Source organism: Streptomyces sp. NPDC026394, from assembly GCF_055567735.1.
The window spans coordinates 275,438-301,800 of the sequence record NZ_JBVHPX010000007.1 but is presented as its reverse complement, the minus strand read 5'-3'; the positions used below and the strand labels follow the sequence as shown (position 1 = coordinate 301,800).

The following is a 26,363-nucleotide window of genomic DNA, read 5'->3' as shown; positions in this document are numbered from 1 at the left end:
GGACGGGGTAACTGTACGTTTATCGACTCGTTGTCCCCTGTGCGTGGAGGCAACTGGAGTTCGAGGCGTCGAGGGTTCGTGAAGTGCTGGGGTTTGCCGGTGACGGTCGTGAAGCGGTGCAGCCGTACGACGGGGAACCGGACATAGAGGTAGTGGCATCCGTGAGCAGCCTCCGCTCCTGGCCCTGGATACGGGCGTTCAGTTGAAAGAGTCAGCTTGTCTCTTTCAAACCGCTTCCGGTTTGAGTGGAGGGCATGTCCATGCCATCTGAAGCTGTACTGCTGGAGTCGCGGGCCATGCGCGCCAGTGTGATGGACCGCACCGAAGTCCTCGACAAGGTCAAGGCACTCGCCTTGCTGCCGGACGGGGTGCACGCGACGACAGAGGGGGTCGCGGCCTACTTCGTTGTACACAGGGAGGTCGTCAAGAAGCTCACCCAACGACACCGTACGGAACTCACCTGCAACGGGTTGCAGGTGCTGCGAGGCTCTGACCTGCAGCTCTTTGAAAGGGACAACTTGTCCCTTTCAAGCGGAGGTTATCCACAGGGCCGCGCCCACCTCACCCTCTACACCCGCCGGACCATCCTCAACATCGCCATGCTCCTCCGCGACAGCGAGGTCGCGCGGGCGGTCCGTACGTACCTCCTCGACGTCGAGGAGGACGCGCGGGAACAGATCGAAAGGCCCCGGCAGGCCCGGCCCGCGCCGACGGTCGAGTCGCTCGACCACCGGCTCACGAACGTCGAGTCGTCGCTCGCCGACATCGGCCCGGCCCTACGGGACCTGGGTCCGGTGATCGGCCGGATCTCCGGGCGGCTGGACCGGCTGGACCGGCGGCTGGACGCCACCAACCATGTGGTGTGCGCGATGAGTGAGCGGCTCAGCGATCTGGCGGAGGACGTACGGGAGTTGCGTTACGGCCCCCGTCCGCTGCCCCGCCCGCACCGGCATCCGGGGTCAAGGCCCAAGCGGCGAGACCAAGGATGAGCGCGATGGCGTGTCCGATGTCGGTGAACGTGGCGCCTGACAGGAGCGGGATGCCGAAGAAGCCGACGACGGCCGCCAGGTAGAGGTAGCGCCAGGGCGGCGGCAGCCGGTAGGTGAGCAGGCCGACTGCCGCTGCCAGGCCGTAGGACACACCGATGTCGACGACATGCGACATGGAGCGGGGCAGCCGGTGGCCTTCGATGGCGAGCAGGACCAGTTCCTGACTGGCGAGGGTGGCGGTGACGTGGGCGGCGCCGACGGTCAGCAGCCAGCGCCAGGTGCCCAGCCAGCGTTCGACGTTGGCATGCACCAGCTCGAAGAGGACCGCGTAGAGGACGAAGGAGGACGGGTTCTCGATCCAGAAGCCGCTGATGAGGAGGGAGGAAAGGGGATGCCCGTTCAGTTCGTGGATGTTGCTGCTGGTGCGGTGGAGGAGGAAGTGCTCCAGGCCCTCGCTGGCACCAGCGATCACGAGGCTCGTCACACCGATGATCAGAAGCCAGATGTGGGTGCCGGGTGCGGACCGTACCCAGGCGGCCACCCGGTCGACGGGCGAGGGCGGGAACACCGGCCTCATCGCGCATGCACCGACCTCATCATGCGGGCACCGGCCTCACCGCGCCCGGGCCGGTGACAGCGAGGAGGTGACCGGGCCGGAGCGGACCCGCCCGTACCCGTGCGGTCCGGGGCCCTTGAGGCGGCGGATCAGTGGGGCCGTCTCCATGTTCCGTACGGCGGGCAGCGTCGCGATCCGGGTGGTCAGGTACGTGTAGAGGGCGCGCACGTCCGGGCACAGAACCGTCGCGAACAGGTTGTGCGGCCCGGTGGTGGCGCAGGCGAAGGCCACCTCGGGGTGCTGGGCCAGCGCCGTGCCGGTGGCGGCGAGTTCGCTGGGGGCGACGGAGAGCCAGAGGGAGACCATGACGCCGAGCCCGAAGTGCCGGGCGTCGTAGTCCACGTCGTAGTAGAGGATGCCGTCGGCGCGCAGTTCGGACAGGCGGCGGCGGACGGTGGTCTGGGACCAGCCAGTGGCCGCGGCCAACTCGCCAAGGGCGGCCCGCCCGTCCTCGGCGAGGGCGGCCAGGAGGCGCCGGTCGGCGTCGGTGAGTGTGACGGGTGCCGCCTGCCCGGGCGGGTCGGCGGCCCGCGCGTCGGCCGCCGCGGACGCCGGGTGACGTAGCTGTGCGGCCTGCTCCTCGGTCAGCGCGCCGGACTTGTTGACCAGCCCGAGCGGACCGCCGAAGAACTCGTGCACCATGCAGTGCGCGGTGACACCGACCACGCTCGGTGTCCGCGGCAGCTTCTGCAGGAGGAGCGCGTCGCTGTCCCGGCTGCTCGCGGAGCGGCAGGTGACGCTGATCTCGGTGCCGCCGGACATCAGACTCACCCAGGACGTGTCGGGCCGCCGGGCGAGCGCCTCGGCGACGGCGACGGCCGCGTCGGGCGTGCACTGGACCCGTACGATCCACTCGATCTCGCCCAGGGCGGCCGGGTCGGTGAGCCCCATGACCTTGATCATGCCCGCGCCGCGCAGCCGGCTGTAGCGGCGAGCGACGGTCTGGTCGGAGACGCCGAGCACCTCGGCGATGCGGCTGAAGGGGGCCCGGCCGTCGAGCTGGAGGGCGTGGACCAGACTCCGGTCCAGTCTGTCGAAGCCGTCGGTTTTCACCAGGAAAGGCTAACTCGTGTCGGATCGCGCCGCACGGGACCGCGTGGTTGGGAGGTGCGGGGGCCGGACCGGACTCTGGACGGAACACACGACACGGAACACCGATCCATCTCAGAGGTTCTTGATGCACAACGGGCGGAGCAAATGGTGGCCCCTGGTCGCCATCACCCTGGGCAACTTCATGTTGCTCGTCGACGTCACGATCGTGAACACCGCGCTGCCGCGGATCGCCGACGGTCTGGACGCCTCCTTCACCTCGCTGCAGTGGGTGATGGACATCTACGCGCTGGCGCTGGCCGCGCTGCTGATGGTGGCCGGTTCGGCGGCCGACCTGCTCGGGCGCCGCAAGCTGTACCTGGCGGGCCTCGGACTCTTCGCGCTGGCGTCGCTCGCCTGCGGGCTGGCGCCCGACGAAGGCGTGCTGATCGCCGCGCGCGCGGTGCAGGGCGTGGGCGCGGCGGCCATGTTCGCCACCAACACACCGCTGCTGATGGCCGCGTACCAGGGCCGTGACCGCGGGGTGGCCTTCGGCATCTGGGGCGGTACGAGCGGCGCCGCGGCGGCGGTCGGTCCGGTGCTGGGCGGGGTGCTGACCCAGTACATCGACTGGCGGGCGATCTTCCTGGTCAACCTGCCGCTGACGGCGGTGGCGGTCTGGATCACCCTGCGGTCGGTCCAGGAGTCGCACGGCGACCGTACGGCGCGCATCGACTGGCCGGGCGCCGGCGCGTTCACGCTGTGCGCGGGCGCACTGACGTACGGGCTGATGCGCGGCGGCGAGGAGGGCTGGACGGAGTCCGGCACCCTGCTGGCCCTTGCGGTGGCCCTGCTGTCGCTGGTCGCCTTCGTCGCCGTGGAGCGGCGCGCGCGGCAGCCGCTGCTGGACCTGAAGCTGATGCGCCGTCCGGCCTTCGCCGTACTGATGGCGGCCGCGCTGCTCCTCCAGGCCGCGGCGTTCCCGTACCTGACGTACGTGGGTCTGTGGGTGCAGAACATCCTGGGCCTGAGCCCGGTGATGGGCGGTGTCGCGGTACTGCCGATGGCGGTGGCGTCGATGGCCGTGGGCATGTTCGGCGGCCGGTTCCTGCACCGGCTGGCGCCGCGGCTGCCGATCGGCATCGGTCTCCTGCTGATCGGCGCCGGCCCGCTGCTGCACGTCCTGCTGCTGACCGACGCCTCCGGCTGGGCGGTCCTCGTCCCGGGCCTGCTCGTCAGCGGCCTCGGCATCGGCATGTCGATGCCGGTGCTGGTCTCGGCGGCACTCGGCGCGGCTCCGCCCCAGCGGGCCGGCATGGCCAGCGGCGCGGTGAACACCTTCCGCCAGCTCGGCTACGCGCTCGGCATCGCGATCCTCGGCACGGTCTTCACGCAGGGCCTGCGGTCCGCGGGCGCGCACGCCGCCCCCGGTACCGCGTACGTGCACGGCCTGAGCCGGGTGTCCCTGGTCGCGGGCGTGGTGGCGGTGGCGGCGGGCCTGCTGGTCCTGGCCGTCGTACGCCGCCCGGAGGCGGAGCAGAAGGCTCCGGCTGCCGCGGGCACGGCGGGGCGGGGTACGGCGAAGCCGGACGCGGTGCCGGGTACGGCGACGCCGGACGCGGTGGTGCCGGGTACGGCGGGCCGGGCCGGTGACGTGCCCGTCGGCGCCGACCGAGGGTGAGGCCGTAGGCGTACGGATGAGGCCGAGGACGTACTGGTGAGGCCGCACGCGTAAGGGCAAGTCCTCAGATGTACGGCGTGACCGTAGGCGTACGGCGTGAACGTACGCCGGCGCCCTTCCCCCCGGGGGCCGGCCCATGGCGGGTCGGCCCCCGGAACCGTACGGCGCCGTAGCCGGTTCCGGGTGGCCGCCCTGGGCCCTGCTCCGATCCTCGTCCCGCCCGCACACCCAAGTCAATCCTCGGGTTTCCTTTCAATTGCCCCAGCGATACCTTGGGTTGGTGACTCTCGACGACCTCCGCGCCTTCGTCGCCGTCTGCGAGGCGCGCAGCCTCAGCGCCGTCGCCCGTGACCTGGGCTGTACGCAGTCGGCGGTCAGCCAGCGCGTCAAACGGCTCGAACGCGAGGCGGGCATCGCCCTGTTGGAGCGGCGGCCGCGCGGCGTGGCCCCCACCCAGGCGGGCCGCATCCTGTGCCGCGCCGCGACCGGCTCGCTCGCGGAACTGGACCTGTCCCTGCGCCGCCTGGCCGACCTGCGCCTAGGCGACGGCGGCACCCTGAGGATCACCACGGGAGCCACGACCGTACGGCACTTCATGTCGGCGGCGGTGGTCACCTTCCGGGCCCGCCACCCGCACGTCGACCTGGAGTTCCAGACCGAGAACTCCGGCCGCCGCTGCTTCGAGGCGGTGGCCGACGGCACCGCCGAACTGGCCTGGATCACCATCGGCCCGCCGGTACGCGGTATCGAGCAGCACCCGGTGCTGGAGCTGCCGTGGGTCCTCGCCGTACGGTCCGACGACCCGCTCGCCGGGCGCGACCACATCGAGCCGGCCGAGCTGGCCGGCGGCCTGTCCGGCATCCGGCACATCCGGCTGCCGGAGAACTCCGTCTCGCGGATGCGGCTCGACGGCCACCTGCGACAGCCGGATTCCGGTCCTGGGCCCGCCGCCGCGCCCGCCAGTTCCACCAGTGTGGCCGACTGGGACACCGCGATCCTGCTGGCGGAGCTGGGCGTCGGGCACGCGGTGGTACCGGACCTGCCGGGCTGGCGGGGCGCCGGGCACCCGTCGCTGCGGCTGATCCCGATCCCGGGGCTGCCCCCGTTGGCGGCCGGCTGGGCGGTACGGCAGTGGGCGGCGCTGAGCCCGGTGGCGGTGGAGTTCGCCGAGACGGTGAACAAGTCGCTCGGGAAGGGTGCGGCGGGCAGGGCAGCGGGTTCGGATGCGGTGGCGGGCACAGGTGCAGTCCCTGGTGCAGTCCCTGGTGCGGCGGCAGGCACAGCGGCACGTCCCGTTGCGGCGGCAGGTCCGGGCGCGGTGGCGGGCACGGCTGCCGGTCCGGGCGCAAGGCCCCGCGCACGACGGCTCTCGGACGTCGAAGCAGATGTGCCGACGTGCGCCCCTACGTGCGCCGGCGCACCCGAGGGACACGATGTGGGACCGGCCCGGGCACCGGCCTGAGGACCCCAACGACCCCAACGACTCCGGTAGCCTCAGCGGCCCCCCGGCGGGCCCAACGGCCCCGGCCGCCCCGGCAACGTGCCGTCCGCCCTTCCGACCGCCCTCGGCTCACTGCTCCACGGTGATCGGCTCCTGCAACTCGGTCACCCAGTCCTCCCGGTTCTCCGGACACTCCAGCGTCAGTTCCCGCGGATACCCGGCGGACCGGTAGGGGCTGTCGTCGAGCCAGCGGGCCAGCACCTGGGCCGTGGGCAGCACCCGCTCCATGGGCCCGCGGTGCACCACCGTGGCGGCCTGCGCGAGCGGCGGCAGGTCCACGATCGCGAAGTCGTGGGAGGGCTGCGGAGCGGCCGCGACCACGACCGCCGCATGCACCGTGATGCGGTCCCCGCCGCCGGGCGCGTCCGCGTAGTGCGCGATGCCCGGGCCCGCCGGCTCGACGCCCGCGGTGGCCAGCCGCCGGAACAGCTCGTCGTACAGCGGCCCGACGACCGGACCGATGTCCTCGGGCCCGAAGCTCGCCGCGATACCCGTCAGTTGGGCGACCCGTACCGCTTCGACCCGCTTGACCACCACCTCGTCGGCGGCCATTCGCCCTTCGCTCTCGATCGTCCGCAGCCGTGCCTCGACCCGGGCCAGCCGGGCGCCGGTCACCGTGACCGCCGCCGTCAGCTCGGCCCGGCGCAGCCGCAGCATGCCGCGCAGTTCCGCCGCGCTGACCTGTTCGTCCAGGATGGCCGTCACCTGCTGGAGGCTGAAGCCGAGGTCCTTGAGGGCGATGATGCGGTTGAGGCGGGCGAGCTGCCCGGCCTCGTAGTAGCGGTAGCCGGTGACCGGGTCCGTACGGGCCGGACGCAGCAGCCCGATGGCGTCGTAGTGGCGCAGCATCCGGGCCGACACACGGCCGTGGCCCGCGAACTCTCCGATGGTGAACATGAGACTCCCAGTGCAGGGCTTGCCACGGTGTGAAGGTCAAGGGGCGGGCCGAGGATCGGCGGACGGCGGACGAGGCGATCCTCGTGGACGGGGACGGCGACATGCCGTGTTTCGGCATATGCCGAGGCGTATGCACGGGCCCGCGCCGGGGCGCACGTTGTTTCCGTGCACCGGGGCATGCGCCGGGGCACCAGCATTCCGTCAAGGGGCGTCCACGGGCCGTCAATGATGCGTCAGTACGCCGCCGTGCGCAGGCCGGTACGGGCATAGCGTCGAGGAGGAGCCCCGGCACTTCTCTTCCCACCGGTCCGGGGCCATTGCCGCACGAGGAGCGACGCCGTGCCCCAGCAACACCTGTACGCGGAAGATCCCGAACCCGCCGAACCCATCCCGGCCGGACTGCTGTTCGTCCCCGTCCGGCCGGGCCCCGCGGGCTGTACGGCCCGCCTGTTCCGCACTCCGCTCGGCGGCCGTACCGCCGTCGGTTTCACCTCCGCGCAGCGGCTCGCCGCCGCGCTCGGCAGCGACCAGCCGTGGATCCGGCTCGCCGAGCCCGCGCTGCGCGCCCTCGCCGAACCGCTCGGCGCGGCCGTCCTGACCGTGGACCCCCGCCTCGCCCCCGGTACTCCCCGTACACCGCTGCTGCGGGCCGTCTGAGAAGGGGCGTACGACCACCATGACCGTGACGACCACGACACCGCAGCCCCCCGCGGGAGAGCGGACCGACCCGCCTCGCCCCCACCCCGCCGATCCCACTGATCCCGCGGCTCGCGTCCGCCCCACAGACTCCACCACCCACACCACCCCCACCGACCCCACCGACCCCACCGACCCCACCGACCCCACCGACCTCGGCGTATGGCCCGCCTCCACGGCCGAACTCCCCGACGCCGACCTCACCGTCGGCGGCGTCCCCCTCACCGAACTCGCCGCGCGCTTCGGCACCCCCACGTACGTCCTGGACGAGGCCGAGGTACGCGCCCGCTGCCGCGCCTACCTGCGCGCCTTCCCCGACGCCGACGTCCTGTACGCGGCCAAGGCATTCCTGTGCCGCGCCATGGCCCACTGGGTACGGGAGGAGGGCCTGGGCCTGGACGTCTGCTCCGCGGGCGAACTGGAACTCGCCGTCACCACCGGCTTCCCGCCCGGCCGGATCGTGCTGCACGGCAACGCCAAGAGCCCCGAGGATCTGCGCACCGCGCTGCGCCTCGGGGTCGGCCGGATCGTCATCGACAGCACCTCCGAGATCGCCCGGCTCGCCGCCGCGGTGCCCGCCGGCACCCGGCAGCAGGTCCTCGTACGGGTGGTTCCGGGCATCGCCGCCGGCGGCCACGCCAAGATCCGTACGGGTACCGACGACCAGAAGTTCGGTCTCTCCCTGGCCGACGGTTCGGCGCAGCACGCCATCACCCGCATCCTGGGCCAGCCGCGGCTCCAGCTCGTCGGCCTGCACTGCCACCTGGGTTCGCAGATCACCACCGTGAAGCCGTACCTGTCGGCCGTACGGCGGCTGGTCGGGCTGCTGGCGCGTATCCACGAGCAGCACGGCGTCACGCTGCCGCAACTGGACATAGGGGGCGGCCACGGCGTCGCCTACCGGCCCGGCGAGGACAGCATGGACATCGCGGCGCTCGGCGCCAAGGTTCGGGCGGAGCTGGCCGGCGGCTGCGCGGCGGCCGGGCTGCCGGTGCCCCGGCTGACCGTCGAGCCGGGCCGCGCCATCGCGGGTCCGTCGGGCGTCGCCCTCTACCGGGTGCTGTCCGTCAAGCGGACCGGTGAGCACACCTTCGTCGCCGTCGACGGCGGGATGAGCGACAACCCGCGGCCCGCGCTGTACGGGGTGCGGTACGCGCCCCGGCTGGTCGGTCGGCGGTCCTCCGCCGCGCCGGTGCCGGTGAGCGTGGTGGGACGGCACTGCGAGGCGGGCGACGTACTCGCCGCCGGTGTACCGCTGCCCGGGGACGTGCGGCCGGGGGACCTGATCGCCGTGCCGGTGGCGGGCGCGTACCACCTCTCCATGGCCTCGGGGTACAACCTCGTCGGCCGCCCGCCGGTGGTCGCCGTCGCGGACGGGCACGCGCGTGTCCTCGTACGGCGCGAGTCCTTGGCGGACATCCAGGGGCGCGACATCGGTCTGTGACGGCAGGCAGGTAGGCAGGTAGGCAGGCGCAGTGTGCACGGAGCGGGAACTCCGTGCATACTGCACCCATCAGTTGTAGGATGACCGGGCAACCGGGCGGTCGCTTGCGCCCGCACCCGACCGGCACCCGGAGCAGGCGGGGCCGGCCGGAGCAGGCCGGGGCAGGCCGAAGCAGGCCGGGACCGAACCAAGGAGATGCGCATGGCGTTGCAGGCAGCGGGACGACAGTCCCTCGTGGACACCGTCGTCGACGCCCTGCGCACGCAGCTGACCGCCGGCACCTGGCCGGTCGGCGAGCGCATCCCCACCGAGCACGCCTTGGCCGAGCAGCTCCAGGTCGGCCGCAACACCGTCCGTGAGGCCGTACGGGTCCTCGTGCACGCCGGCATGCTGCGCTCGCGGCAGGGCGAGGGCACCTTCGTGCTCTCCTGCACCGATCCCGGCGACATCATGCGCGGCGTCCAGCGGGCCGGGGTCCGGGACGTGCTGGAGCTGCGTATCGCCCTGGAGGCGGAGGCCGCCCGGCTGGCGGCGCAGCGGCACCGGCCGGACGACCTGGACCGGATGCGCGCCGCGCTGGACGCCCAGGCCGCGCTGGAGGCCGAGGGCGGACAGCCGTTCGGCGGCGACCTGGAGCTGTACGCCGATCACGACGTCGCCTTCCACCGGGCCGTCGTGGAGGCCGCGCACAACACCGCGCTCACCGCCACGTACGCCTGGTTCAGCAGCTCCGTACGCGAGGCACTGGTCTCCTCGCTCGGCGACGAACTGATGCCGCGGATCGTGCACGGCGACCACCGCGCCGTCCTGGACGCGATCGCCTCCGGCGACCCGGAGGCCGCCGAGAAGGCGGCCCGCGCACTGCTGGAGCCCCCGAAACGGGCGGTGGAGAAACTGCTCGCGGAGCGGTGAGCGGAGCCGGTCACCCGTGATCACGGCGGGCCCGCAGCCTCACACCGCCGCCCCGCCGTACGGAGTGCCACCTCTGCACGTACGGCCACCGCAGAAACGTTTTCCCCCTCCCCCCGCGCCTCCACCCCCTCTCTCCCCCACCCCCTCACACAAGGAGCGTCACCCACCCATGTCAGGGACCCGGCCCGAAGCACCACTGATCGACGCCGAGGAGGACCTCGCCCCGGCACCGCCGGTAGCCGCGGCCCGCCGCCGGCTGCGCGCGCACCCGGTCCTGGTCCTGCTCGGCATCGTGCTCGCCTCACTGAACATGCGCGCCGCACTGGCCGGCGTCTCGCCCCTGGTGAGCGAGATCGGCGACCACTTCCACCTCGCCGCGACCGCGAGCAGCCTGGTGACGACCATTCCGCTGGTCTTCATGGGCCTCGGCTCGATCGCCGCGCCGCGGCTGGCCCGCCGCTGGGGCACCGAGACGGTGCTCTGCGGCGCGCTGGTGCTGCTGTGCGGCGGCATCCTGCTGCGCATCGCCCCGCCGGTCGTCGCGCTGTTCGTGGGCTGCGCGGTGGTCGGTACGTCCATCGCGCTGCTGAACGTCCTGATGCCCGGCCTGATCAAGCGGGACTTCCCGGAGCAGGCCGCGGGCATGACCGCCCTGTACTCCACGGCGATGATCCTGGGCGCCACCGTCTCGGCCGCCTCCGCCGTGCCGCTGGAGAACGCCCTGGGCGGCTGGCAGGGATCGCTGGCCTCGTGGGCGCTGCTGGCCGCGGTCGCCGCCCTCGTCTGGATCCCGCAGGCGGTGCTCGCCCGGCGCGGTACGCGGCACGGCCAGGCCGCCGCGACGCCGACGCACGCCGCCGAGGACGGGCCCAACCTGAGCCGTACGCCGCTGGCCTGGCAGGTCACGCTCTTCATGGGGTCGCAGTCGCTGATCGCGTACGTGATGATCGCCTGGATGCCGACGATCTTCACCGACCACGGCATGAGCAAGGCCACGGCCGGACTGGTCTTCGCCTTCAGCACCCTGGTGCAGATGGCCGGTTCCTTCGTGGTGCCGATGCTCGCCGGGCGGATGCGGCGGCAGCGGCTGCTGGCCGTCGCCGTCACCGCCCTGATGGCCTGCGGCATCGTGGGCCTCCTGGTGGCCCCGGTGGCGGGCGCCTGGATCTGGGCCGTACTCCTGGGCATCGGGCAGGGCGGCGCGCTCGGCCTGGCCCTGACGATGATGGTGCTGCGCTCCGGAGACGCCCACACCGCCGCCCGCCTCTCGGGCATGGCCCAGACCTGGGGCTACCTCCTCGCCGCCGCCGGCCCGCTCGTACTCGGCGCGGTACACCAGGCCACCCACGGCTGGACGGTCCCGATCGTGCTGCTGCTGGCCGTCTGCGCGGGCCTGGTCCTGCTGGGCCTGGGCGCGGGACGGGACCGACGGATCGGGGCAGGGACGTAACGGGCCTCGTCCCTCTCCCCCGCGCGCTGCCGGAGATCTGCGGTCTCGGGCAGCGCGCGCCGCGTTCTGCCGTGTTCCGGCTCCGCAGACGCCTTACGGCGCAGCCAGTCCAGGTGCCCGGTGCCCGCCGGGCAGCAGTGCCTCTGCATCACCAGGCAGAAGGCGTCACCCCGGGCTGAGGCGACAGACCCGGGGCCCACGCAAAGCGCCCGGCCGGGAACCCCCAGCCGGGCGCACGCACGAACCGCTCGCAGCCCCCGCCTACTCCTCCCCCGCCAGCGTCAGCGACCGCAGCTTGCGCGACGCGTACCAGGTCGCCAGGCCCGTGACGGCCACCAGGAGGACGAGTGCCAGCGGCAGGCCGACCTCGGACGTGATCGCGCCTTCCGCGCCGATCTTCTGGCCCACCGCGAGGGCCCACTGCTGGACGCTCAGCGTCCGCGCGCCCGGGACCAGGTTGCCGAACAGGGTCTCCCACACCAGGGCGTAGACCAGGCCGAAGACGACCGCGTGCCGGCTGATCGTGCCGAAGAACAGGAACAGGGCGCTGTACGCGACGGAGGCCACGGCCGCGGCGACGGCGTACGCGACGGCGATCTGCTGGCTGTTGCCGTTGAGGACGAAGCCGGCGATCAGCACCGGGATCGCGGAGAAGGCGGCCGTCACCCCGATCGCCACGAGCAGCTTGGTGAAGATGATCGAGGACCGGCGCAGCGGCTTGGCCAGCAGGTAGACGACGGAGCCGTCGTCTATTTCCGGGCCGATCGCGCCCGTACCGGCGATGACGCCGATCAGCGGCACCATCGTGGCGAGCGCGAAGGTGCCCAGGACACCGTTGGCGGTGGAGTCGTCGGCACCGGCCAGCGCCCGTACGGCGACGGAGATGACGATCAGGAGGGCGGGCAGCGCGAAGAGAATCAGCGCGCGGCGCCGCCCGAGGAGGGCCCGGTAGGTGAGCCGGGCGACGGTGGGGTTGAAGAGCGCCGGGGCCGCCGAGGGGCCCGCGGCGGGTGCCGGGGACGGGTCCGGCCGGACCGATGAGGTCGCTGACATCGCTTTCAGGCTCCTTTCAGGCCGCGACGAGATAGGAGAAGACCGATTCCAGGGACTCGTCGGAGGGCGAGACCGTCAGGAGGCGGATGCCGTGGTCGCGGGCGACGCGCGGCAGCAGGGCGGTGAAGCGGGGGAAGTCGACGGCCTGGACGCGCAGCGCGCCCTCCTGGAGGTCCACCTCGATGCCGGCCGTGGAGGGGTCGGCGATCAGGGCGGCGGCCAGCGCGCGGTCGTCGTCGGAGCGGATGAGGTAGCGGTGCGGGCGGTCCGTCATCAGGCGGCGGATCTTGCGGAAGTCACCGGACGCGGCGTGTCGTCCGGCCACCACCACCTCGATGTGCGAGGCCAGTTGTTCGACCTCTTCGAGGATGTGGGAGGAGAACAGCACCGTACGGCCCTCGTCGCCCATCCGCCGCAGCAGCTCCATGAGCTGCATCCGCTGGCGCGGGTCCATGCCGTTGAACGGCTCGTCCAGCAGCAGCACGGACGGGTCGTGGACCAGCGCGGACGCCATCTTCACGCGCTGGCGCATGCCCTTGCTGTACGTGGAGATCTTGCGGTCCTGCGCGTACTCCATCTCGACGGTGGCCAGCGCGCGCCGCGCGGCGTCCCGCCCCAGGCCGTGCAGTTCGGCGTTGGCGACGACGAACTCGCGGCCGGTGAGGAAGTCGTACATCGCCTCACGTTCCGGCACGATGCCGATGTCGCGGTATATGCGTTCGTTGCGCCAGATGGCACGTCCGTCGAGGGTGACGGACCCGCCGGACGGGGCGAGGAAGCCGCCCATCATGTTGATCAGGGTGGACTTGCCCGCGGCGTTGGGGCCGAGGAGGCCGGTGACACCGGGGCCGATGGTCATGGTGATGTCGTTGACGGCAACGACGTTGCCGAACCAGCGGGAGACGTGGTCGATCTGGATGGTCGTCATGGGCGCGGCCCGTTCCTTCGGGAGCTGGTGGCGGGCATCGTCGGGTGCGCCTTCGGGGGCGCGGGGCGGGCGCTCACAGGCCGGCCTTCCGGTAGCGGCGCATCAGCAGGGCGTACGAGCCCGCGACGGCGGCCAGCGTGACCAGGAGGGCCACCAGCCCGGCGGCGGTGGACGGCTGGACATCGTCGGGGAACGACGCGGTGCCGCCGAGGAACGTCGCCTGCACGCTGTCGATCAGGGTGATGGGCGAGAACAGGGCGAGCCAGCCCACGACCCCCTCCTGGCCCTGTACGGCGGCGATGCCCTGGACTGCGCTCACCGCCGCGTACGGGATCGTCAGCGCGGCGATCACGGCCGCCACGCCGAAGCCGCGGCGCGGGGTCAGCGCGGAGATCAGCAGGCCGACACCGGCGAAGAGGAGGGAAAGCAGGGCCACCGAGACCAGGCCCTGAGCCAGCCCCTTGGTCTGGTCGACGAAGTCCATCTTGGCCAGCAGCGCGCCGATGTAGAGGATCAGCAGCGGCGCGGCGGTCAGGATGAACAGCGCGCCGGCCATGGCCGCGACCTTCGCCACCACGTAGTCGACCCGCTCGATCGGGCGCGAGAAGTACAGCGGGACGGTCTTGAAACGCAGGTCGCGGGAGACGGACTGCGGTGCCTGGGCGGCCAGGTAGAGGCCGATGACCGCCTGGAGGAAGATCGCGTAACGGGTGTACGCCACCGGCAGGTCGTTCATCTTCGTGAACACCGCGACCGCCACCATGATGCCCGCGGGCAGGCACATGACGGCGAACAGCAGCATCGGCAGGACCTTGGACTTCGCCGAGCGGCCCAGTCCGTAGGCGCCGCGCAGGCTCTGCGAGAACAGCGAGCGGCGGGCGTAGGCGCGGCCCAGGCGGGGGCCGTCGAAGTGGCGGTAGCCGATGTCGTGGATGACGTCCTGCGCCGCTCCGGCGGTAACGGGGTTCCTGGTCTCAGGCGGCATCGGGGGCGCCTCCGTCCTTGGTGGCTCGGTGGGCGGTCGTCACGGAAGCGGCCGTCGCGGGGGCGGCCGCCGCGGGGGCGGTGGGACGGGGTGCGGCGGGCTGCGTGTCCGGTGCCTCCGGGACGCCCGCGGTCGCCGCGTCGTCACTCTGGAAGACCTCGGAGATGCGGTGCCTGCGCTGCTCCATCCGGACCAGGCCGAGGCCGAGGCCGGCGACGGTGTCGCGCACCAGGTCGTACGTCTCTTCGCCGGTGGCCTCCACGTACAGCACGTGGGCGGTGGAGGCGCCGCTCTCCGAGCCGGGAGCCGCGGTGGTCACCGCCACACCGGCACGGGTCAGGGCCGCGCGCAGCGACGCCGTGCCGTCCGGGTGCTCGTCGGTGTCCGTGACCTCGACCGCGAGGGAGGCGGTGAGCTGGGTGAAGTCGTCGGTCGAGGAGGAGCGCAGCAGCCGGCCGCCGTCGATGACGACGACGTGGTCGCAGGTGCGCTCCAATTCGCCGAGGAGGTGCGAGGTGACCAGGACCGATATGCCGAATTCGGTGTGCACGCGGCGGATCAGGCCGAGCATCTCGTCGCGGCCGACCGGGTCCAGGCCGTTGGTCGGCTCGTCCAGGAAGACCAACTGCGGGTCGTGGACCAGCGCCTGGGCCAGCTTGACACGCTGCTTCATACCCGTCGAATAGCCGCCGATGGGGCGGTAGCGCTCCTCGTAGAGGCCGACGTGCCGCAGCGTGTCGGCGGTGCGCTCACGGGCCGCGGTCGGCGGCAGACCCGACATGCGCGCCATGTGGACGACGAACTCGGTGGCCGAGACGTCGGGCGGCAGACAGTCGTGCTCCGGCATGTAGCCGACGCGCTCCCGGATGGCGCCGCCCTCCCTGGCCACGTCGAGGCCGAGGACGGTCGCGGACCCCTCACTGGCCGGGGCGAGGCCCAGCAGCAGCTTGATCAGGGTGGACTTGCCGGCGCCGTTCGCACCCACCAGGCCGGTCACACCCGGGCCGATGTCAACGGTGAGCCGGTCCAGCGCGGTCACCCTCGGGTACCGCTTGCTCAGGCTTTCGGTCACGATCACAGTCACGTCAACGACGGTAGTGGCGCTCACCACACCGGTCGTCAGACCTGGCGGCTGGATCGGCGTCCGACCACAGGGGGAGGCGCCCGTAGGGGAGGTCCGGCTTTCGGCCCACGGAAGTCGGGGGCGGGGCGGGGGCGGATGTGGTGGGCCGGGCGCTCGTCGCGGGCGATTTCTGATCGTTTTCGGTCGGATCGCTGATCGGGTGCCGGTAGCCCCGCTGGTCGGGTGCGGGTCCGCCTGCTGGTCGGGTCCCGGCGGCCTCTTCCGTTCGGTTGCCGATGGCCTCCCACGGGTTTTCCACAGGCCCGTACCGACCCCTTGACGCCGCCGTCGAGCATTGTCACATTCATCAGTGTCAAGTTACGGGCACGTACCGCGATGAACGGCATACGGGACGGACGGTTGGCGATGACCTCAGCGACAGGGGCCGCAGCGGCCCGGAGGGGCGGCGGGGCGGCCCGGGCGAGCGGCGGCACGACCCCCGGGGCCGACCAGGTGGGCGGGGTGCGTGAACTCACCGCCGAGCTGCGGGGGTTCAGAGAGGTGCAGCGCCTTGCGTACGACTGCGCCGAAGCGGTCGCCGCACAGCTCAGGCCGGGGGTGACGGAGCGGGAAGCGGCGCGGATGCAGCGCGAGTGGCTGCACGAGCGCGGTGTACGGGACTGGTTCCACCTCCCCTTCGCCTGGTTCGGCGACCGTACGGCGTTCACGAACTTCCGTGTACCACTGCAGTTCTTCCCCACCAACCGGCGCCTGGAGCCCGGGATGGCCTTCATCCTCGACATGGCGCCGGTCCACCGGGGCTGCACGGCCGACATCGGCTACTCCGGCTGCCTCGGCCTCAACCCCGTGCACGACCGGCTGCTGGCCGACCTCGAAGCACACCGCGAGCTGATCCTGCGCGAGGTGCGCGAACGCCGCCCGCTGCGCGAGATCTACGAGGACGTCGAGCGGCTCATGATCCGCCAGGGGCATGCGAACCGGCACCGCGCCTATCCCTTCGGCGTGATCGCCCACAAGATCGACCGGGTGAAGGAGCGCCGCTGGTCACCGACGGTCTTCGGGTTCGGTACGCAGGCGCTCAAGGGCCTGGCCTCCGACGCGCTGCACGGCCACCGGGACGGCTGGTCGCCGCTGTGGAGCCCGTACAAGTTCTCCGACCACCCGCCGCAGCCGGGGCTGTGGGCGGTCGAACCGCACCTCGGATTCCGGGGCACGGGCGCGAAGTTCGAGGAGATCCTCGTCGTGACGGACTCCGCCGACCCGCTGGAGAGCGCCTTTTGGCTGGACGACGATCTGCCGCACGTGCGGCGCTGGCAGGAGGAGAAGGCCGCATGAGCAGGACGACAGGGGCTCGAGCCGGGGCCAAAGCCGGAGCCGGACCGGACGGCGCCCGGGAGCGCTGGGTCCGTACGGGCGGGGTCGAGCTGTGCGTCGCCGAACTCGGCGACGCCACGCGCCCCACGGTGGTGCTGGTGCACGGCTACCCCGACAGCAAGGAAGTGTGGTCGGACGTGGCCCGGGGACTGGCCGACCGCTTCCATGTGGTGCTGTACGACGTCCGGGGCTGCGGCCGGTCCACCGCGCCCGAACCGCTGCGCGGCGGCTTCACGCTGGAGAAGCTGACCGACGACTTCATCGCCGTGGTGGACGCGGTGAGCCCGGACCAGCCGGTCCACGTGGTCGGCCACGACTGGGGTTCGGTGCAGGCGTGGGAGTTCGCGACGGCCCGGCACACGGAAGGCCGGCTCGCCTCCTTCACCTCGATGTCCGGCCCGTCGCTGGACCACTTCGGCCACTGGATCAAGAAGCGCGCCGCCCGCCCCACTCCGCGCCGCGCGGCACAACTGATCGACCAGGGCGTCAAATCCTGGTACGTCTACCTGCTGCACACCCCGGCCCTGCCCGAACTGGCCTGGAAGGGGCCGCTCGGCAAGCGCTGGCCGAAGATCCTCCAGCGGGTGGAGAAGGTGCCCGCGGGCGACTACCCGACGGCGTCCCTGCCCACGGACGCCGCCCACGGCGCGTGGCTCTACCGCGACAACGTCCGCGCCCGGCTGCGCCGCCCGCGCGCCGACGCCTACGCCCACTGCCCGGTGCAACTGATCACGCCCACCGGGGACGCCTTCCTGTCCCAGCGGCTCTACGACGACCTGGACCACTGGGTGCCGAAACTGGTCCGGCGCACGCTCCCGGCCAAGCACTGGGTGCCCCGCACCCGGCCCGATCAACTCGTCTCGTGGATCGCCGAATTCGTGACCTCCACGGAGGAGGGCGACCCGGCCAGGGAGACCGTCGCCACCGGCCCGTACGCCGACCGGTTCGGCGGCCAGTTGGTGCTCGTCACCGGCGCCGCCAGCGGCATCGGGCGGGCCACCGCGTTCGCCTTCGCCGAGGCGGGAGCGCGCGTCGTCGCCGTCGACCGGGACGCCGAGGGAGCGGCCCGTACGGCCGATCTGGCGCGGCTGGTCGGCGCCCCGCAGGCATGGGCCGAAACGGTGGACGTCTCGGACGAGGACGCCATGGAGAAGCTGGCCGACAAGGTCGCCGCCGAGTACGGCACCGTCGACGTACTGGTCAACAACGCCGGCATCGGCCTGTCCGGATCCTTCCTCAGCACCACCACCGAGGACTGGAAGAAGGTACTGGACGTCAACCTCTGGGGCGTCATCCACGGCTGCCGGCTCTTCGGCCGGCAGATGGCCGAGCGTGGACAGGGCGGCCACATCGTCAACACCGCCTCGGCAGCGGCCTTCCAGCCGTCGAAAATCCTGTCCGCCTACGGCGCTTCGAAGGCGGCGGTGCTCATGCTCAGCGAGAGCCTGCGCGCCGAACTGGCCGGCCAGGGCATCGGCGTCACGGCCATATGCCCCGGCATCGTGAACACGAACATCACCACGACGGCCCGCTTCACGGGCGTCTCCGCGGACGAGGAGAAGCGCCGCCAGGCCAAGGTGGCCCGCGCGTACGGGCTGCGCAACTACCCGCCGGAGAAGGTCGCCGACGCCATCCTCCGCGCGGTCGTCCGCAACGAAGCGGTCGTCCCCGTCACGCCCGAGGCACGCGGCGCCCACCTGATGTCCCGCTTCGCCCCACGCGCGCTGCGCGCCCTGGCCCGTTTCGACCCGCCCGTGTGAGGGCGCGCGCCACGGCGCGGACAGACCGGGGCGAACGTATGCCGGGGCGAACTCCGGGGCGTACGTATGCCGGAGCGAGCCCATGCCGGTACAGACGCATGCCGGGGCGGACGCGCCACTGCCTCGGCTCCCCTCCCCCCCCCGGCCTCACCATCGGCCTTCCCCTTCCCCGCCCCCTCCCTCTCCCCTCACGTCTTATGTCAGGAGCACAGCGTGAGTACGAACCCCACCGAACCGGAGGAGCACCACACGATCGCACCCCGCCGGGTTTCGTTCGACTGGCGCGAGACCCCGCTGCACTGGATACCGGACGAACCCACCGCCACCCACGTCATCAACGTGCTGCACCTCCTGCTGCCCGCCGGAGAGCGCTGGTTCGTCAAGGTCTTCAAGGAAGCCCTGCCGCTGGTCCGTGACCCCGCGCTCCTCAAGGACGTCAAAGGCTTCATGGGGCAGGAGGCCACCCACAGCGTCCAGCACGCCTACGTCCTGGAGCACCTCGCCCACCAGGGCCTGGACACCGCGCCCTACACGAAGCACGTCGACTTCCTCTTCACCTACCTCCTCGGCGAACGGCCACCGTTCGCCGCTCCGGTGCCCACCCAGGAGTGGCTGCGCTTCCGGCTCTCCCTCATAGCCGCCATAGAGCAGTTCACCGCCGTCCTCGGCAACTGGGTGCTGCACGCCGAGGGCCTGGACCGGGCCGGCCCCGACCCGGTCATGCTCGACCTGCTGCGCTGGCACGGTGCGGAAGAAGTCGAGCACCGCGCCGTGGCCTTCGACATGTACGAGCACACCGGCGGCGAGGGCCTGCCCCGGTACGCCCGCCGCGTGCTGGGCATGGCCGTCACCGCACCCGTCCTCCTCTACCTGTGGGCCTGGGGCGCCGCCTACCTCATACGCCACGACCCTCAGCTGGCCGGCCGCCTGCGGTACTCCCTGCGCGCACACAACCGGGCCGTGCGCGCACAGCTCCTGCCGACCTGGCGCGAGCTGGGCGCCGCCGTACCGCGCTACCTGAAGCGGTCGTACCATCCCTCGCAGGAAGGGTCGCTGCGCAAGGCCGTCGCCTACCTGGCGTCCTCCCCGGCCGCCCGCGCCGCGGCGGAAGCGGTGGGCCGCGCGGCCATCTCGTAAGGAGCACCGCATTGACCGAGCAGTCGCCGCCGTCGGCCGAGTACCGCATCGAGGACCTGGCGCACATCAGCGGCACCTCGGTCCGCACGATCCGCGCCTACCAGGACCGCGGCCTCCTGCCCAAGCCGGAGCGCCGCGGCCGGGCCAACGTCTACGGCGACGAGCACCTGGAGCGGCTGCGCCGTACCGCCGACCTGCTCGACCGCGGGTACACCCTCGCCAGCATCAAGGAACTCCTGGAGGCCTGGGACACCGGCCGCGGTCTCGGTGGCGTACTCGGCCTGGTCGCCGAGATCGACGGCCCGTGGAGCGACGAGGAGGCGGCCCGCATCACCCGCGAGGAGCTGGACGCCGCGTTCGGCGGATCACCGGACGAGGAGGCCCTGGCGGACGCCGTCGAGCTGGGCGTCCTGGAACGCCTCCCCGGCAGCGACGACGTCTTCCGCGTCCCCAGCCCCCGGGAACTGGCCGTCGCAGCCGAGCTGCACTCCGCCGGCGTCCCCCTCACCGCCATCTCCGGCCATCTGCGCGAACTCCGCGGCCAGGTCGAGCACATTGCGGCCCGCTTCCTCGACTTCACCACCGAGTACGTCTTCCATCCCTACCTCGACCACCAGCCCACCGAAGCCGAGGCCACCGAGGCCGCCGGTCTCGTACGCCGCCTCCGCCCCCTCGCCCAACAGACCGTGGACGCCGAACTCGCCCGCGCCATGCGCACCATGGCCACCCGCTACATCCATCACCACCTCGGCGACATCAGCAATGTCAACAACAACAGCGACATCAGCGGCACCGCCCCTCACCCCGCCAGCACCAGTACTTCCGCCACTGGCACCGGCACCGGCACCGGCAGCACCGCCCCCGAGGCCGACCTCGCTCCCGCTGTCACTGCCACAGCCACAGCCGCCGAGACCGCCGACGCCGACGCGACCATGATCGCGCTCCCCGCCGAAGCCATCCGCGCCGTACGAGACCTGGTCGGCCAGGAGCACGTGGCAGCCTTCATCACCGCAGCCACCCGGCGCGAGGTCCACGCCCGCACCATGGACGAGCTGGCAGCCCGCCGTACCCCGCCCCGCTGACCGCCGGGTCCTCGCCCGAACCGGTTCAGCCGAGGTTCATGTCACCAAAGACGACCTTGCTGTTCCAGTTGTTCCCTCCCCAGTTGTGTGCTGCGACGGACGGTGTGGAGGTGTGCTTGCCGATGGTCATGGCGCCGGTGTTCCGGCCGTCACGGCCTGCGTCGCGGCCTGTGCCACGGCCTGCGTCCCACCCGACGTGGCCGGGCCGGCCGAGGTCGTCCACCGGCCCTGGCCGGCCGATCCAGCCGCCGTGACTGTCGGCCATGGCCGCGCCGGTGGTGAGCAGGGTGGCCGCGGCGGCCAGGGACAGTACGCCGACGGCGGTGGCGGTACGAGTACGCATGGGGCTTCTTTCCTCGTCTGGAACCGACCGGAAGCTTGCGGGCCGAGCCCGGCCGTCGTCATGGACATCGCCCGGACGCGGCAGTCGAGCCTCGTCGGGATGCGGCACCCGAACCCGTCCCCGCTGCGTCGACCGGTGGGACCCCCCTCATCCGATACCGCCGTATCCCCGGCCGCCATTCAGGCGCACCCACCCGGGTCGGGCGCGGGCCCCGCCGCGGCTCTACTGGGCCGGATCCGGGAGCCAGTTCCCGTGGAACCCGAAGGGCACCCGCTGGGGCAGGTGGACCGTGGCCACCGGCCCCTTGGCTATGTCCTCCGCGTCGAGGATCTCCAGATCGCTGGAGTCGCGGGCTGCGTCATAGACGTAGGTGAGCAACCACCCGGGGCCGCCGGGCCGGTCGTCCGCCGGGGCGAAGGCGGCCTCGGCGGGTGTGCGGCCGGGGCCGAAGTCGTGCCGGGTACTGGTGCCGGTGTGCAGGTCGTAGCGGATCACCGCGCTCGGTGTCGGACCGGCGCCGGGGCCCCCGCTCCGCGTGATGTGCCCGAACCTGGCGTCCAGCCCCGCCAGCCGGTCGTCGATACGCGGGAACTCGCCCGACTGGTCGTCCACCTGCTCCTCGACGACCTTGCCCGACGCGAGGTCGATGGTCCACCGCCACAGTGTGGGCAGCGACTTCAGCTCCGGCGCCGGGTAGCGGCAGACGTAGAGGACGATGCGCCCGAGGCCGTCGTCGTACGCGTTCATGGAGTGGAAGACGTAGCAGGGGTCGATGGAGAACCAGCGGACGTCACCGTGTGGATCGTCGCGGCGCAGCACACCGAGCCGGGCACCGTACTCCGCATCCCACACGTACGGCATGCCGGGAGTCCCGTGGTCGTAGACGAGCGGGAGGTCCATGAAGACGACGTGCCCGGCCGTCAGATGGAAGTCGTGCATCATCGTGGACGCGCCCACCTCGATGGGGCGGCTCACCACCAGTGCGCCGGAGGCGTCCGCACGGTGATAGGTCAGAAAAGGCGGCTCCGGAGCCCCGTATCCGAACAGGTGCAGCTCTCCCGTGGTCGGACAGGTCTTGGGATGAGCGGTCATGGCGGTGGTCAGCCGGCCGCCGAAGTCGTACGGGCCGACGGTCTCCAGCTCGTGCCCCGGGCGGCAGTCGAGTTCGTACGGGAAGGACGACTCGACCAGGGCGAGGGTGCGGCCCGCGTGGCGGACCACGTGGGTGTTGGCGACACCGGCGGTCAGGTCGGTACGCCCCTCCCGCTCCCGGACCGGTACGCCGTCGGTGAAGGTCGAGGTGCGGACCCAGCGGTTGCGGTACGAAACGGCCTTGCCGCCTTCCAGGCGGACGCCGTGGACCATGCCGTCACCGAGGAACCAGTGCGCCGACGCGGCCTCCCGCGGGTTGGGGCCGTTGCGCAGGTACCAGCCCGTCAGCTCGGTCGGTATCGAGCCGGTGACCGGCAGCTCGTACGCGGTGAGCTCCTTGGTCACCGGGGCGAAGTTCCCCGCCAGGTGCGGGGCCGGTGCGCCTTCGGAACCGGATGCCGGGAGGACGGATCCGGGGGCGTTTGTCGTCGTCATGCGGGTTGGGCCTCCTGTACGTAAGGGTGACCGTCGGCCTTCTCCAGGAAGCGCGCTCGCGCACGCTCCGGGTAGCTCACGGTGAAACGCAACGGGATGACGAAGGCGCTGACATGGATGGAGATCATCGCGGGCAGGCCGAGCCCGTAGGCCGTGCCCAGGACCTGTCCTGCCGCGGCGAACGTGAAGGACGCCGCCCAGGCCGCACTGAGCACGTAATTGATCCGCAGGAACAGCCGCGTACGCCACACCTCGGGCGGCGCCTTGCGGCGGGCTATCGCGAGGGTGAAGGGCCGGCGAGCGGCCATCGACCCCCAGGTGACCAACGCCAGCCAGCCCGAGGACAGGGCGCCGTCGTAGACCCGCAGACCGCTGTCCGGGCGGACGAAGGCCAGGACCGTGATGCCGGCGAAGAACACCAGGCTGCCGTACTCCAGCACCCGGAACGACGGCGACAGCCCCTCGGCACGGTCCGCGTAGAGCACCACGCAGCCGATCAGCAGGCCCAGCAGCGCGGCCCACTGCCATGACGCCCAGGCCACAGCTCCGTAGGCGATCCACGGAAAGAACCCCCGCAAAAAGGTCATGACTCTCGACTCCCCCGGCCGGACCCCTCCGACCATGCGCGACATTCCAACTTCGACATGTCAAAGCTAGAAGGTTCTCCATTGACGTGTCAAGACTGGAAGGTAAAGTGATGGATATGAGCCTCCGCCACGCCGTTCTGGGCCTGCTGGCCGAATCACCCGCCAGCGGTTACGACCTGATGAAGACGTTCGACCTGTCGCTCGCGCATGTGTGGCCGGCCACCCAGAGCCAGGTCTACGGAGAGCTGAACAAACTCACGGCGGCCGACCTGATCGAGGTGGCCTCCCAAGGCCCCCGCGGCCGCAAGGAGTACGCCATCACCAAGGCGGGCCGGGCCGAACTGCACCACTGGCTCACGGAGGTGGAGCCCGTCGGACCGCAGCGTCACGACGGCCTGCTGCGCGTCTTCTTCCTCGGCGCCCTGACACCGCTGGAAGCCCGTACGTACCTGCTGCAACAGGCCGAACGGTCCGCCCGCGCGCACGCCGACTACCGGGCCTTGGCCGAAGCCGGCGACTGGGAGGGCGAAATGATCGCGGTCTACGGGCGCATCGCCCTGGAATTCGGGCTACGGCAGACCGCCATGGTGGAGGAATGGGCCAACTGGGCGGCCGGAGAGATCACCTCGGACCAGGTCCGCCGGAGCAGGGAAGCCGCCGAGGCGACAACCGGGGATCAGGAGACGGAACAGGAGCCGGAGCGGGCCCAGAAGCAGGCCCAGAAGCAGTAAGCCCAGCGGCAAGCGTCGCAGGTCAGGGGTACGGCAGGCCCCGTAAGCCCACGCCCTAGCGCTCGTCCCCGAGCGCGCCGTGCAGGAAGAGGTCCACCAGCTCCCGTGTACTGAGAGCCCCCGGCTTGCGCCCGTCGTCTCCCGCCTCCGCCGCTGTGTCCCGGCTCAGCGTCAGGAAAACCCTGGCCAGGGCCTCCGGCGCCACCCGCAGCCGGTCCCGCTCGGGCTCGAACAGGGCGGCGACCGCTGCCAGTGGAGCCGCCAGCGCCTCTTCGCGGTCGCCGGGCGCGGACGGGCCCTGCCCCGGGTTCAGGTCAGGGCCCGAACCGCCCGCTCTTGGTGCTTCACGCCCCCGCAGATGCCCCGTCGCATGCAGCGCACCGATCACCGCACCGATACGGGACAGATGCTCCCGCATCGCGTCCAGCGCCTCGACCAGCCGCTCCGCGAGGGGCCGGTGCAGGGAGACGGCGGCCAGCGAGGCGAGCAGGGCGTCGGGGCGGAGGGCTTCGGCCACACAGGCCGCCAGCAGCGCTTCCTTGTCCGCGAAGACGCGGAAGATCGTCGCCTCACCGATGCCCGCCGCGCGCGCCACCTTCGCCGTGGTCACGCCCGCGCCGTACTCCGCCACCAGCGGCAACGCGGCCGTCACGATCATCGAACGACGCTCGTCGGCGCTCATCCCGGGCGCACGGCGGCGCCTGCCCGGCACCCCCGCCGTCTCCACTGCCTCAGCCATGCCGCCAACGTACGCGAGCGGCCGTCCGGTGCCGGAACCAGCCGCCGGAGGGGCCGGCCGCCGGAGGGGCCAGCCGTACGCCACTCGGACACGGTCAGCCGGTCACAGCCCGGGCGCGCCCCAGACCGGGAACCACCGGCTCAGGTCCGGCTCGGTCGCCAAGTCGTCGGCGAGCACGGCCCGGATCTCCAGCTCCAGGGCGTTGTCACGCTTCTCGGCGGCCCCTTCCGGGCCCGTCAGCGGCGCGAAGGGGTAGAACGTGCCGCGTTTGTAGAGGTAGACCAGCGCGAGCGGCCTGCCCCGGTCGTCCCGGAAGCTCATCAGGGAACACAGCAGTTGCGGGCCGAACCCGGCGCTCTCCAGGGAACTGTTGACCGTGTGCAGATCGTTCACCAGACCCGCGCTGTCCTCCGGCCCGTGCCGCGCGAGCATCCACGAGTAGCCGTACGCGTCCTGGCTGAACTCGGCCGGTCTGCCCAGGATGTCGCGCACCTCCTCCTGGATGCCGCGGAACGCGCCGCCCTCGACGCTCGCGAAACACACCGATCCCAGGCCGGTGGGCCGGAACCCGGCCGCGGCCTGGAGGGTGACGGCCGCGGAGGGAAGCGCGAACAGCCGGTCGAGGTCGGGACGGACCGGCTTGCTGCGTCCGAGGATGGCGTCCAGGAATCCCATGCGGTGTCTCTCCTTGATCCGTCTGCGATCCGTCTGCGATCGGTCTGCGGCCCGTCTGCGATCCGTCTCCCGGCGGGCCCCCGATCACGGCCCCCTCCCCCTACGACTGCTACTACGACCGTCCCTACAGCCGCCCCTACGGCCGCCCCAACTGCGCGGAGATCCGCCCCAACTGCTCCAGCCGCTGCTCCAGCGTCGGGTGCGAGGACAGCAGCCGCCCGAAGCTCTCCTTCGAGAACGCCGGCGCGAAGAAGAACGCGTTGAACGGTTCGGCCTTGCGCAGATCCCGCGTAGGAATCTGCGCCATCTGACCGGTGACCTTGGTGAGCGCGGCGGCCAGCGCCGACGGGCGTCCGGTCAGGATCGCCGCGGCCCGGTCGGCGGACAGCTCCCGGTAGCGCGACAGCAGGCGGGTGAGCAGGAAGCTGACGGCGTAGACCACGGCGCTGACCAGCGTGACGATCAAGACGGCGATCGCCGCGTTGTTGTCCCGGTTGTTGCGACCGACGCCGCTCCACAGGGCCGCGCGTGTGATGATCCCGGCCAGTACGCCCAGGAACGAGGCGATCGTCATGACCGCGACATCACGGTGTGCGACGTGCGACAGCTCGTGCGCGAGGACTCCTTCGAGCTCCTCCGGCTCCAGCCGCCGCAGCAGGCCGGTCGTCGCGCACACCATCGCGTTCTTCTGGTTGCGGCCGGTCGCGAAGGCGTTCGGTACGTCGGATTCCGCGACGGCGACGCGTGGTTTGGGCATGTCGGCGAGGGCGCACAGCCGGTCGACAGCGCCGTGCAGTTCCGGTGCCTGCTCCGGAGTGACCTCACGCGCCCCCATGCTGAAGGCGGCGATCCGGTCGCTGAACCAGAACTGTGCGACGAACATGGCGCCCGAGATCAGCAGCACCACGATCCACGCGCCCTTGAGGAGCACCACCAGCGCGCCCACCACGACCACGTACAGCAGTCCGATGAAGAACATGGTCGTGACCATGCGTGACGTCAGGCCGCGGTCGGGGGCGAATCGGGTCCGTGCCATGCCTCTCAGTCCTCTCAACCGCAGAGTCCGCAGAGTCCACCCGAGGA

General features: G+C 71.8%; 24 protein-coding genes and 1 pseudogene. 12 read left to right on the top strand and 13 right to left on the bottom strand.

Going from position 1 to position 26,363, the window contains the following annotated elements:
- Window positions 1-260 precede the first annotated feature (260 nt).
- A complete protein-coding gene (locus ACZ4QV_RS19460; RefSeq protein WP_361580707.1) occupies window positions 261-989 on the top strand; it encodes a hypothetical protein in 729 nt (242 codons plus the stop codon).
- Here ACZ4QV_RS19460 and ACZ4QV_RS19455 read toward each other — a convergent pair.
- Window positions 883-1,566, bottom strand: coding sequence for a rhomboid-like protein (locus ACZ4QV_RS19455; RefSeq protein ID WP_467763154.1), 684 nt, complete (start codon window positions 1,564-1,566; stop codon window positions 883-885). The two genes, ACZ4QV_RS19460 and ACZ4QV_RS19455, sit on opposite strands and share 107 nt — an antisense overlap.
- Window positions 1,567-1,602: 36 nt before the next feature.
- Window positions 1,603-2,658 (bottom strand): Lrp/AsnC family transcriptional regulator, encoded by a 1,056-nt coding sequence (locus tag ACZ4QV_RS19450; protein ID WP_361152910.1) that lies wholly within the window; start codon window positions 2,656-2,658, stop codon window positions 1,603-1,605.
- 124 nt (window positions 2,659-2,782) lie between these two features.
- Here ACZ4QV_RS19450 and ACZ4QV_RS19445 point away from each other — a divergent pair, with 124 nt between their 5' ends.
- Together ACZ4QV_RS19445 and ACZ4QV_RS19440 are read left to right on the top strand one after the other, a co-directional pair.
- Window positions 2,783-4,315 (top strand): MFS transporter, encoded by a 1,533-nt coding sequence (locus tag ACZ4QV_RS19445; protein WP_361152913.1) that lies wholly within the window; start codon window positions 2,783-2,785, stop codon window positions 4,313-4,315.
- A gap of 280 nt (window positions 4,316-4,595) precedes the next feature.
- Window positions 4,596-5,522: pseudogene (locus ACZ4QV_RS19440) on the top strand (LysR family transcriptional regulator); the annotation flags it as partial.
- 363 nt (window positions 5,523-5,885) lie between these two features.
- On the opposite strand, the gene ACZ4QV_RS19435 reads toward ACZ4QV_RS19440, so the two are convergent.
- Window positions 5,886-6,713 (bottom strand): MerR family transcriptional regulator, encoded by an 828-nt coding sequence (locus ACZ4QV_RS19435; protein ID WP_361633744.1) that lies wholly within the window; start codon window positions 6,711-6,713, stop codon window positions 5,886-5,888.
- 339 nt (window positions 6,714-7,052) lie between these two features.
- Between ACZ4QV_RS19435 and ACZ4QV_RS19430 the strand changes: the two genes are divergently transcribed.
- From ACZ4QV_RS19430 to ACZ4QV_RS19415, 4 genes are all read left to right on the top strand, one after another.
- Window positions 7,053-7,370 (top strand): SAV_915 family protein, encoded by a 318-nt coding sequence (locus tag ACZ4QV_RS19430; protein ID WP_361152917.1) that lies wholly within the window; start codon window positions 7,053-7,055, stop codon window positions 7,368-7,370.
- 19 nt (window positions 7,371-7,389) lie between these two features.
- On the top strand, window positions 7,390-8,853 hold the full coding sequence (lysA, locus tag ACZ4QV_RS19425) for a diaminopimelate decarboxylase (protein ID WP_467763153.1): 1,464 nt from the start codon (window positions 7,390-7,392) through the stop codon (window positions 8,851-8,853).
- 201 nt (window positions 8,854-9,054) lie between these two features.
- Window positions 9,055-9,765, top strand: coding sequence for a FadR/GntR family transcriptional regulator (locus ACZ4QV_RS19420; RefSeq protein ID WP_361152922.1), 711 nt, complete (start codon window positions 9,055-9,057; stop codon window positions 9,763-9,765).
- A 169-nt stretch (window positions 9,766-9,934) separates the two neighbouring features.
- The gene (locus ACZ4QV_RS19415; protein ID WP_361152924.1) at window positions 9,935-11,215 is read left to right on the top strand and encodes a CynX/NimT family MFS transporter; all 1,281 of its coding nucleotides are present in this window, start codon (window positions 9,935-9,937) and stop codon (window positions 11,213-11,215) included.
- A 261-nt stretch (window positions 11,216-11,476) separates the two neighbouring features.
- On the opposite strand, the gene ACZ4QV_RS19410 is transcribed toward ACZ4QV_RS19415, so the two are convergent.
- From ACZ4QV_RS19410 to ACZ4QV_RS19395, 4 genes are all read right to left on the bottom strand, one after another.
- The gene (locus tag ACZ4QV_RS19410) at window positions 11,477-12,268 is read right to left on the bottom strand and encodes an ABC transporter permease (protein WP_361152927.1); all 792 of its coding nucleotides are present in this window, start codon (window positions 12,266-12,268) and stop codon (window positions 11,477-11,479) included.
- Between the two features lie 16 nt (window positions 12,269-12,284).
- Window positions 12,285-13,196: an ABC transporter ATP-binding protein gene (locus tag ACZ4QV_RS19405; RefSeq protein WP_467763152.1), complete on the bottom strand. Its 912-nt coding sequence runs from the start codon at window positions 13,194-13,196 to the stop codon at window positions 12,285-12,287.
- Window positions 13,197-13,269: 73 nt separating this feature from the next.
- Entirely contained in the window at window positions 13,270-14,181 is a 912-nt protein-coding gene (locus ACZ4QV_RS19400) for an ABC transporter permease subunit (RefSeq protein WP_361633735.1), read from the bottom strand.
- Window positions 14,171-15,292 carry an ABC transporter ATP-binding protein gene (locus ACZ4QV_RS19395; RefSeq protein ID WP_361633732.1) on the bottom strand — a complete coding sequence of 374 codons (1,122 nt, stop codon included), beginning with the start codon at window positions 15,290-15,292 and terminating at the stop codon, window positions 14,171-14,173. The genes ACZ4QV_RS19400 and ACZ4QV_RS19395 overlap by 11 nt, the downstream gene beginning before the upstream one ends.
- A gap of 474 nt (window positions 15,293-15,766) precedes the next feature.
- On the opposite strand from ACZ4QV_RS19395, the gene ACZ4QV_RS19390 reads away from it, so the two are divergent.
- The 4 genes from ACZ4QV_RS19390 (at window position 15,767) to ACZ4QV_RS19375 (ending at window position 20,618) form a co-directional block, all read left to right on the top strand.
- Window positions 15,767-16,600 carry a M24 family metallopeptidase gene (locus ACZ4QV_RS19390; RefSeq protein WP_361152936.1) on the top strand — a complete coding sequence of 278 codons (834 nt, stop codon included), beginning with the start codon at window positions 15,767-15,769 and terminating at the stop codon, window positions 16,598-16,600.
- Window positions 16,597-18,399 (top strand): SDR family oxidoreductase, encoded by a 1,803-nt coding sequence (locus tag ACZ4QV_RS19385; protein ID WP_361633729.1) that lies wholly within the window; start codon window positions 16,597-16,599, stop codon window positions 18,397-18,399. The genes ACZ4QV_RS19390 and ACZ4QV_RS19385 overlap by 4 nt, the downstream gene beginning before the upstream one ends.
- 213 nt (window positions 18,400-18,612) lie before the next feature.
- The gene (locus ACZ4QV_RS19380; RefSeq protein ID WP_361633726.1) at window positions 18,613-19,536 is read left to right on the top strand and encodes a metal-dependent hydrolase; all 924 of its coding nucleotides are present in this window, start codon (window positions 18,613-18,615) and stop codon (window positions 19,534-19,536) included.
- An 11-nt stretch (window positions 19,537-19,547) separates the two neighbouring features.
- Window positions 19,548-20,618, top strand: coding sequence for a MerR family transcriptional regulator (locus ACZ4QV_RS19375; protein WP_467763151.1), 1,071 nt, complete (start codon window positions 19,548-19,550; stop codon window positions 20,616-20,618).
- A 25-nt stretch (window positions 20,619-20,643) separates the two neighbouring features.
- Here ACZ4QV_RS19375 and ACZ4QV_RS19370 read toward each other — a convergent pair whose 3' ends face one another.
- From ACZ4QV_RS19370 to ACZ4QV_RS19360, 3 genes are all read right to left on the bottom strand, one after another.
- Window positions 20,644-20,961, bottom strand: a complete 318-nt coding sequence (locus tag ACZ4QV_RS19370) for a hypothetical protein (RefSeq protein ID WP_361633720.1) — start codon at window positions 20,959-20,961, stop codon at window positions 20,644-20,646.
- A 222-nt stretch (window positions 20,962-21,183) separates the two neighbouring features.
- The gene (locus ACZ4QV_RS19365) at window positions 21,184-22,548 is read right to left on the bottom strand and encodes a carotenoid oxygenase family protein (RefSeq protein WP_361152950.1); all 1,365 of its coding nucleotides are present in this window, start codon (window positions 22,546-22,548) and stop codon (window positions 21,184-21,186) included.
- On the bottom strand, window positions 22,545-23,135 hold the full coding sequence (locus ACZ4QV_RS19360; RefSeq protein ID WP_361152953.1) for a hypothetical protein: 591 nt from the start codon (window positions 23,133-23,135) through the stop codon (window positions 22,545-22,547). The genes ACZ4QV_RS19365 and ACZ4QV_RS19360 overlap by 4 nt, the downstream gene beginning before the upstream one ends.
- 116 nt (window positions 23,136-23,251) lie before the next feature.
- Between ACZ4QV_RS19360 and ACZ4QV_RS19355 the strand changes: the two genes are divergently transcribed.
- Window positions 23,252-23,866, top strand: coding sequence for a PadR family transcriptional regulator (locus ACZ4QV_RS19355; RefSeq protein WP_361633717.1), 615 nt, complete (start codon window positions 23,252-23,254; stop codon window positions 23,864-23,866).
- A 55-nt stretch (window positions 23,867-23,921) separates the two neighbouring features.
- On the opposite strand, the gene ACZ4QV_RS19350 is transcribed toward ACZ4QV_RS19355, so the two are convergent.
- The 3 genes from ACZ4QV_RS19350 to htpX form a co-directional block, all read right to left on the bottom strand.
- The gene (locus ACZ4QV_RS19350) at window positions 23,922-24,605 is read right to left on the bottom strand and encodes a TetR/AcrR family transcriptional regulator (RefSeq protein WP_361633714.1); all 684 of its coding nucleotides are present in this window, start codon (window positions 24,603-24,605) and stop codon (window positions 23,922-23,924) included.
- Between the two features lie 102 nt (window positions 24,606-24,707).
- Complete coding sequence (pspAB, locus tag ACZ4QV_RS19345; protein WP_361633711.1) at window positions 24,708-25,280, bottom strand: PspA-associated protein PspAB; 573 nt, start codon at window positions 25,278-25,280, stop codon at window positions 24,708-24,710.
- 136 nt (window positions 25,281-25,416) lie between these two features.
- The gene (gene htpX, locus ACZ4QV_RS19340) at window positions 25,417-26,316 is read right to left on the bottom strand and encodes a zinc metalloprotease HtpX (protein WP_361152964.1); all 900 of its coding nucleotides are present in this window, start codon (window positions 26,314-26,316) and stop codon (window positions 25,417-25,419) included.
- Between the last annotated feature and the right edge of the window lie 47 nt (window positions 26,317-26,363).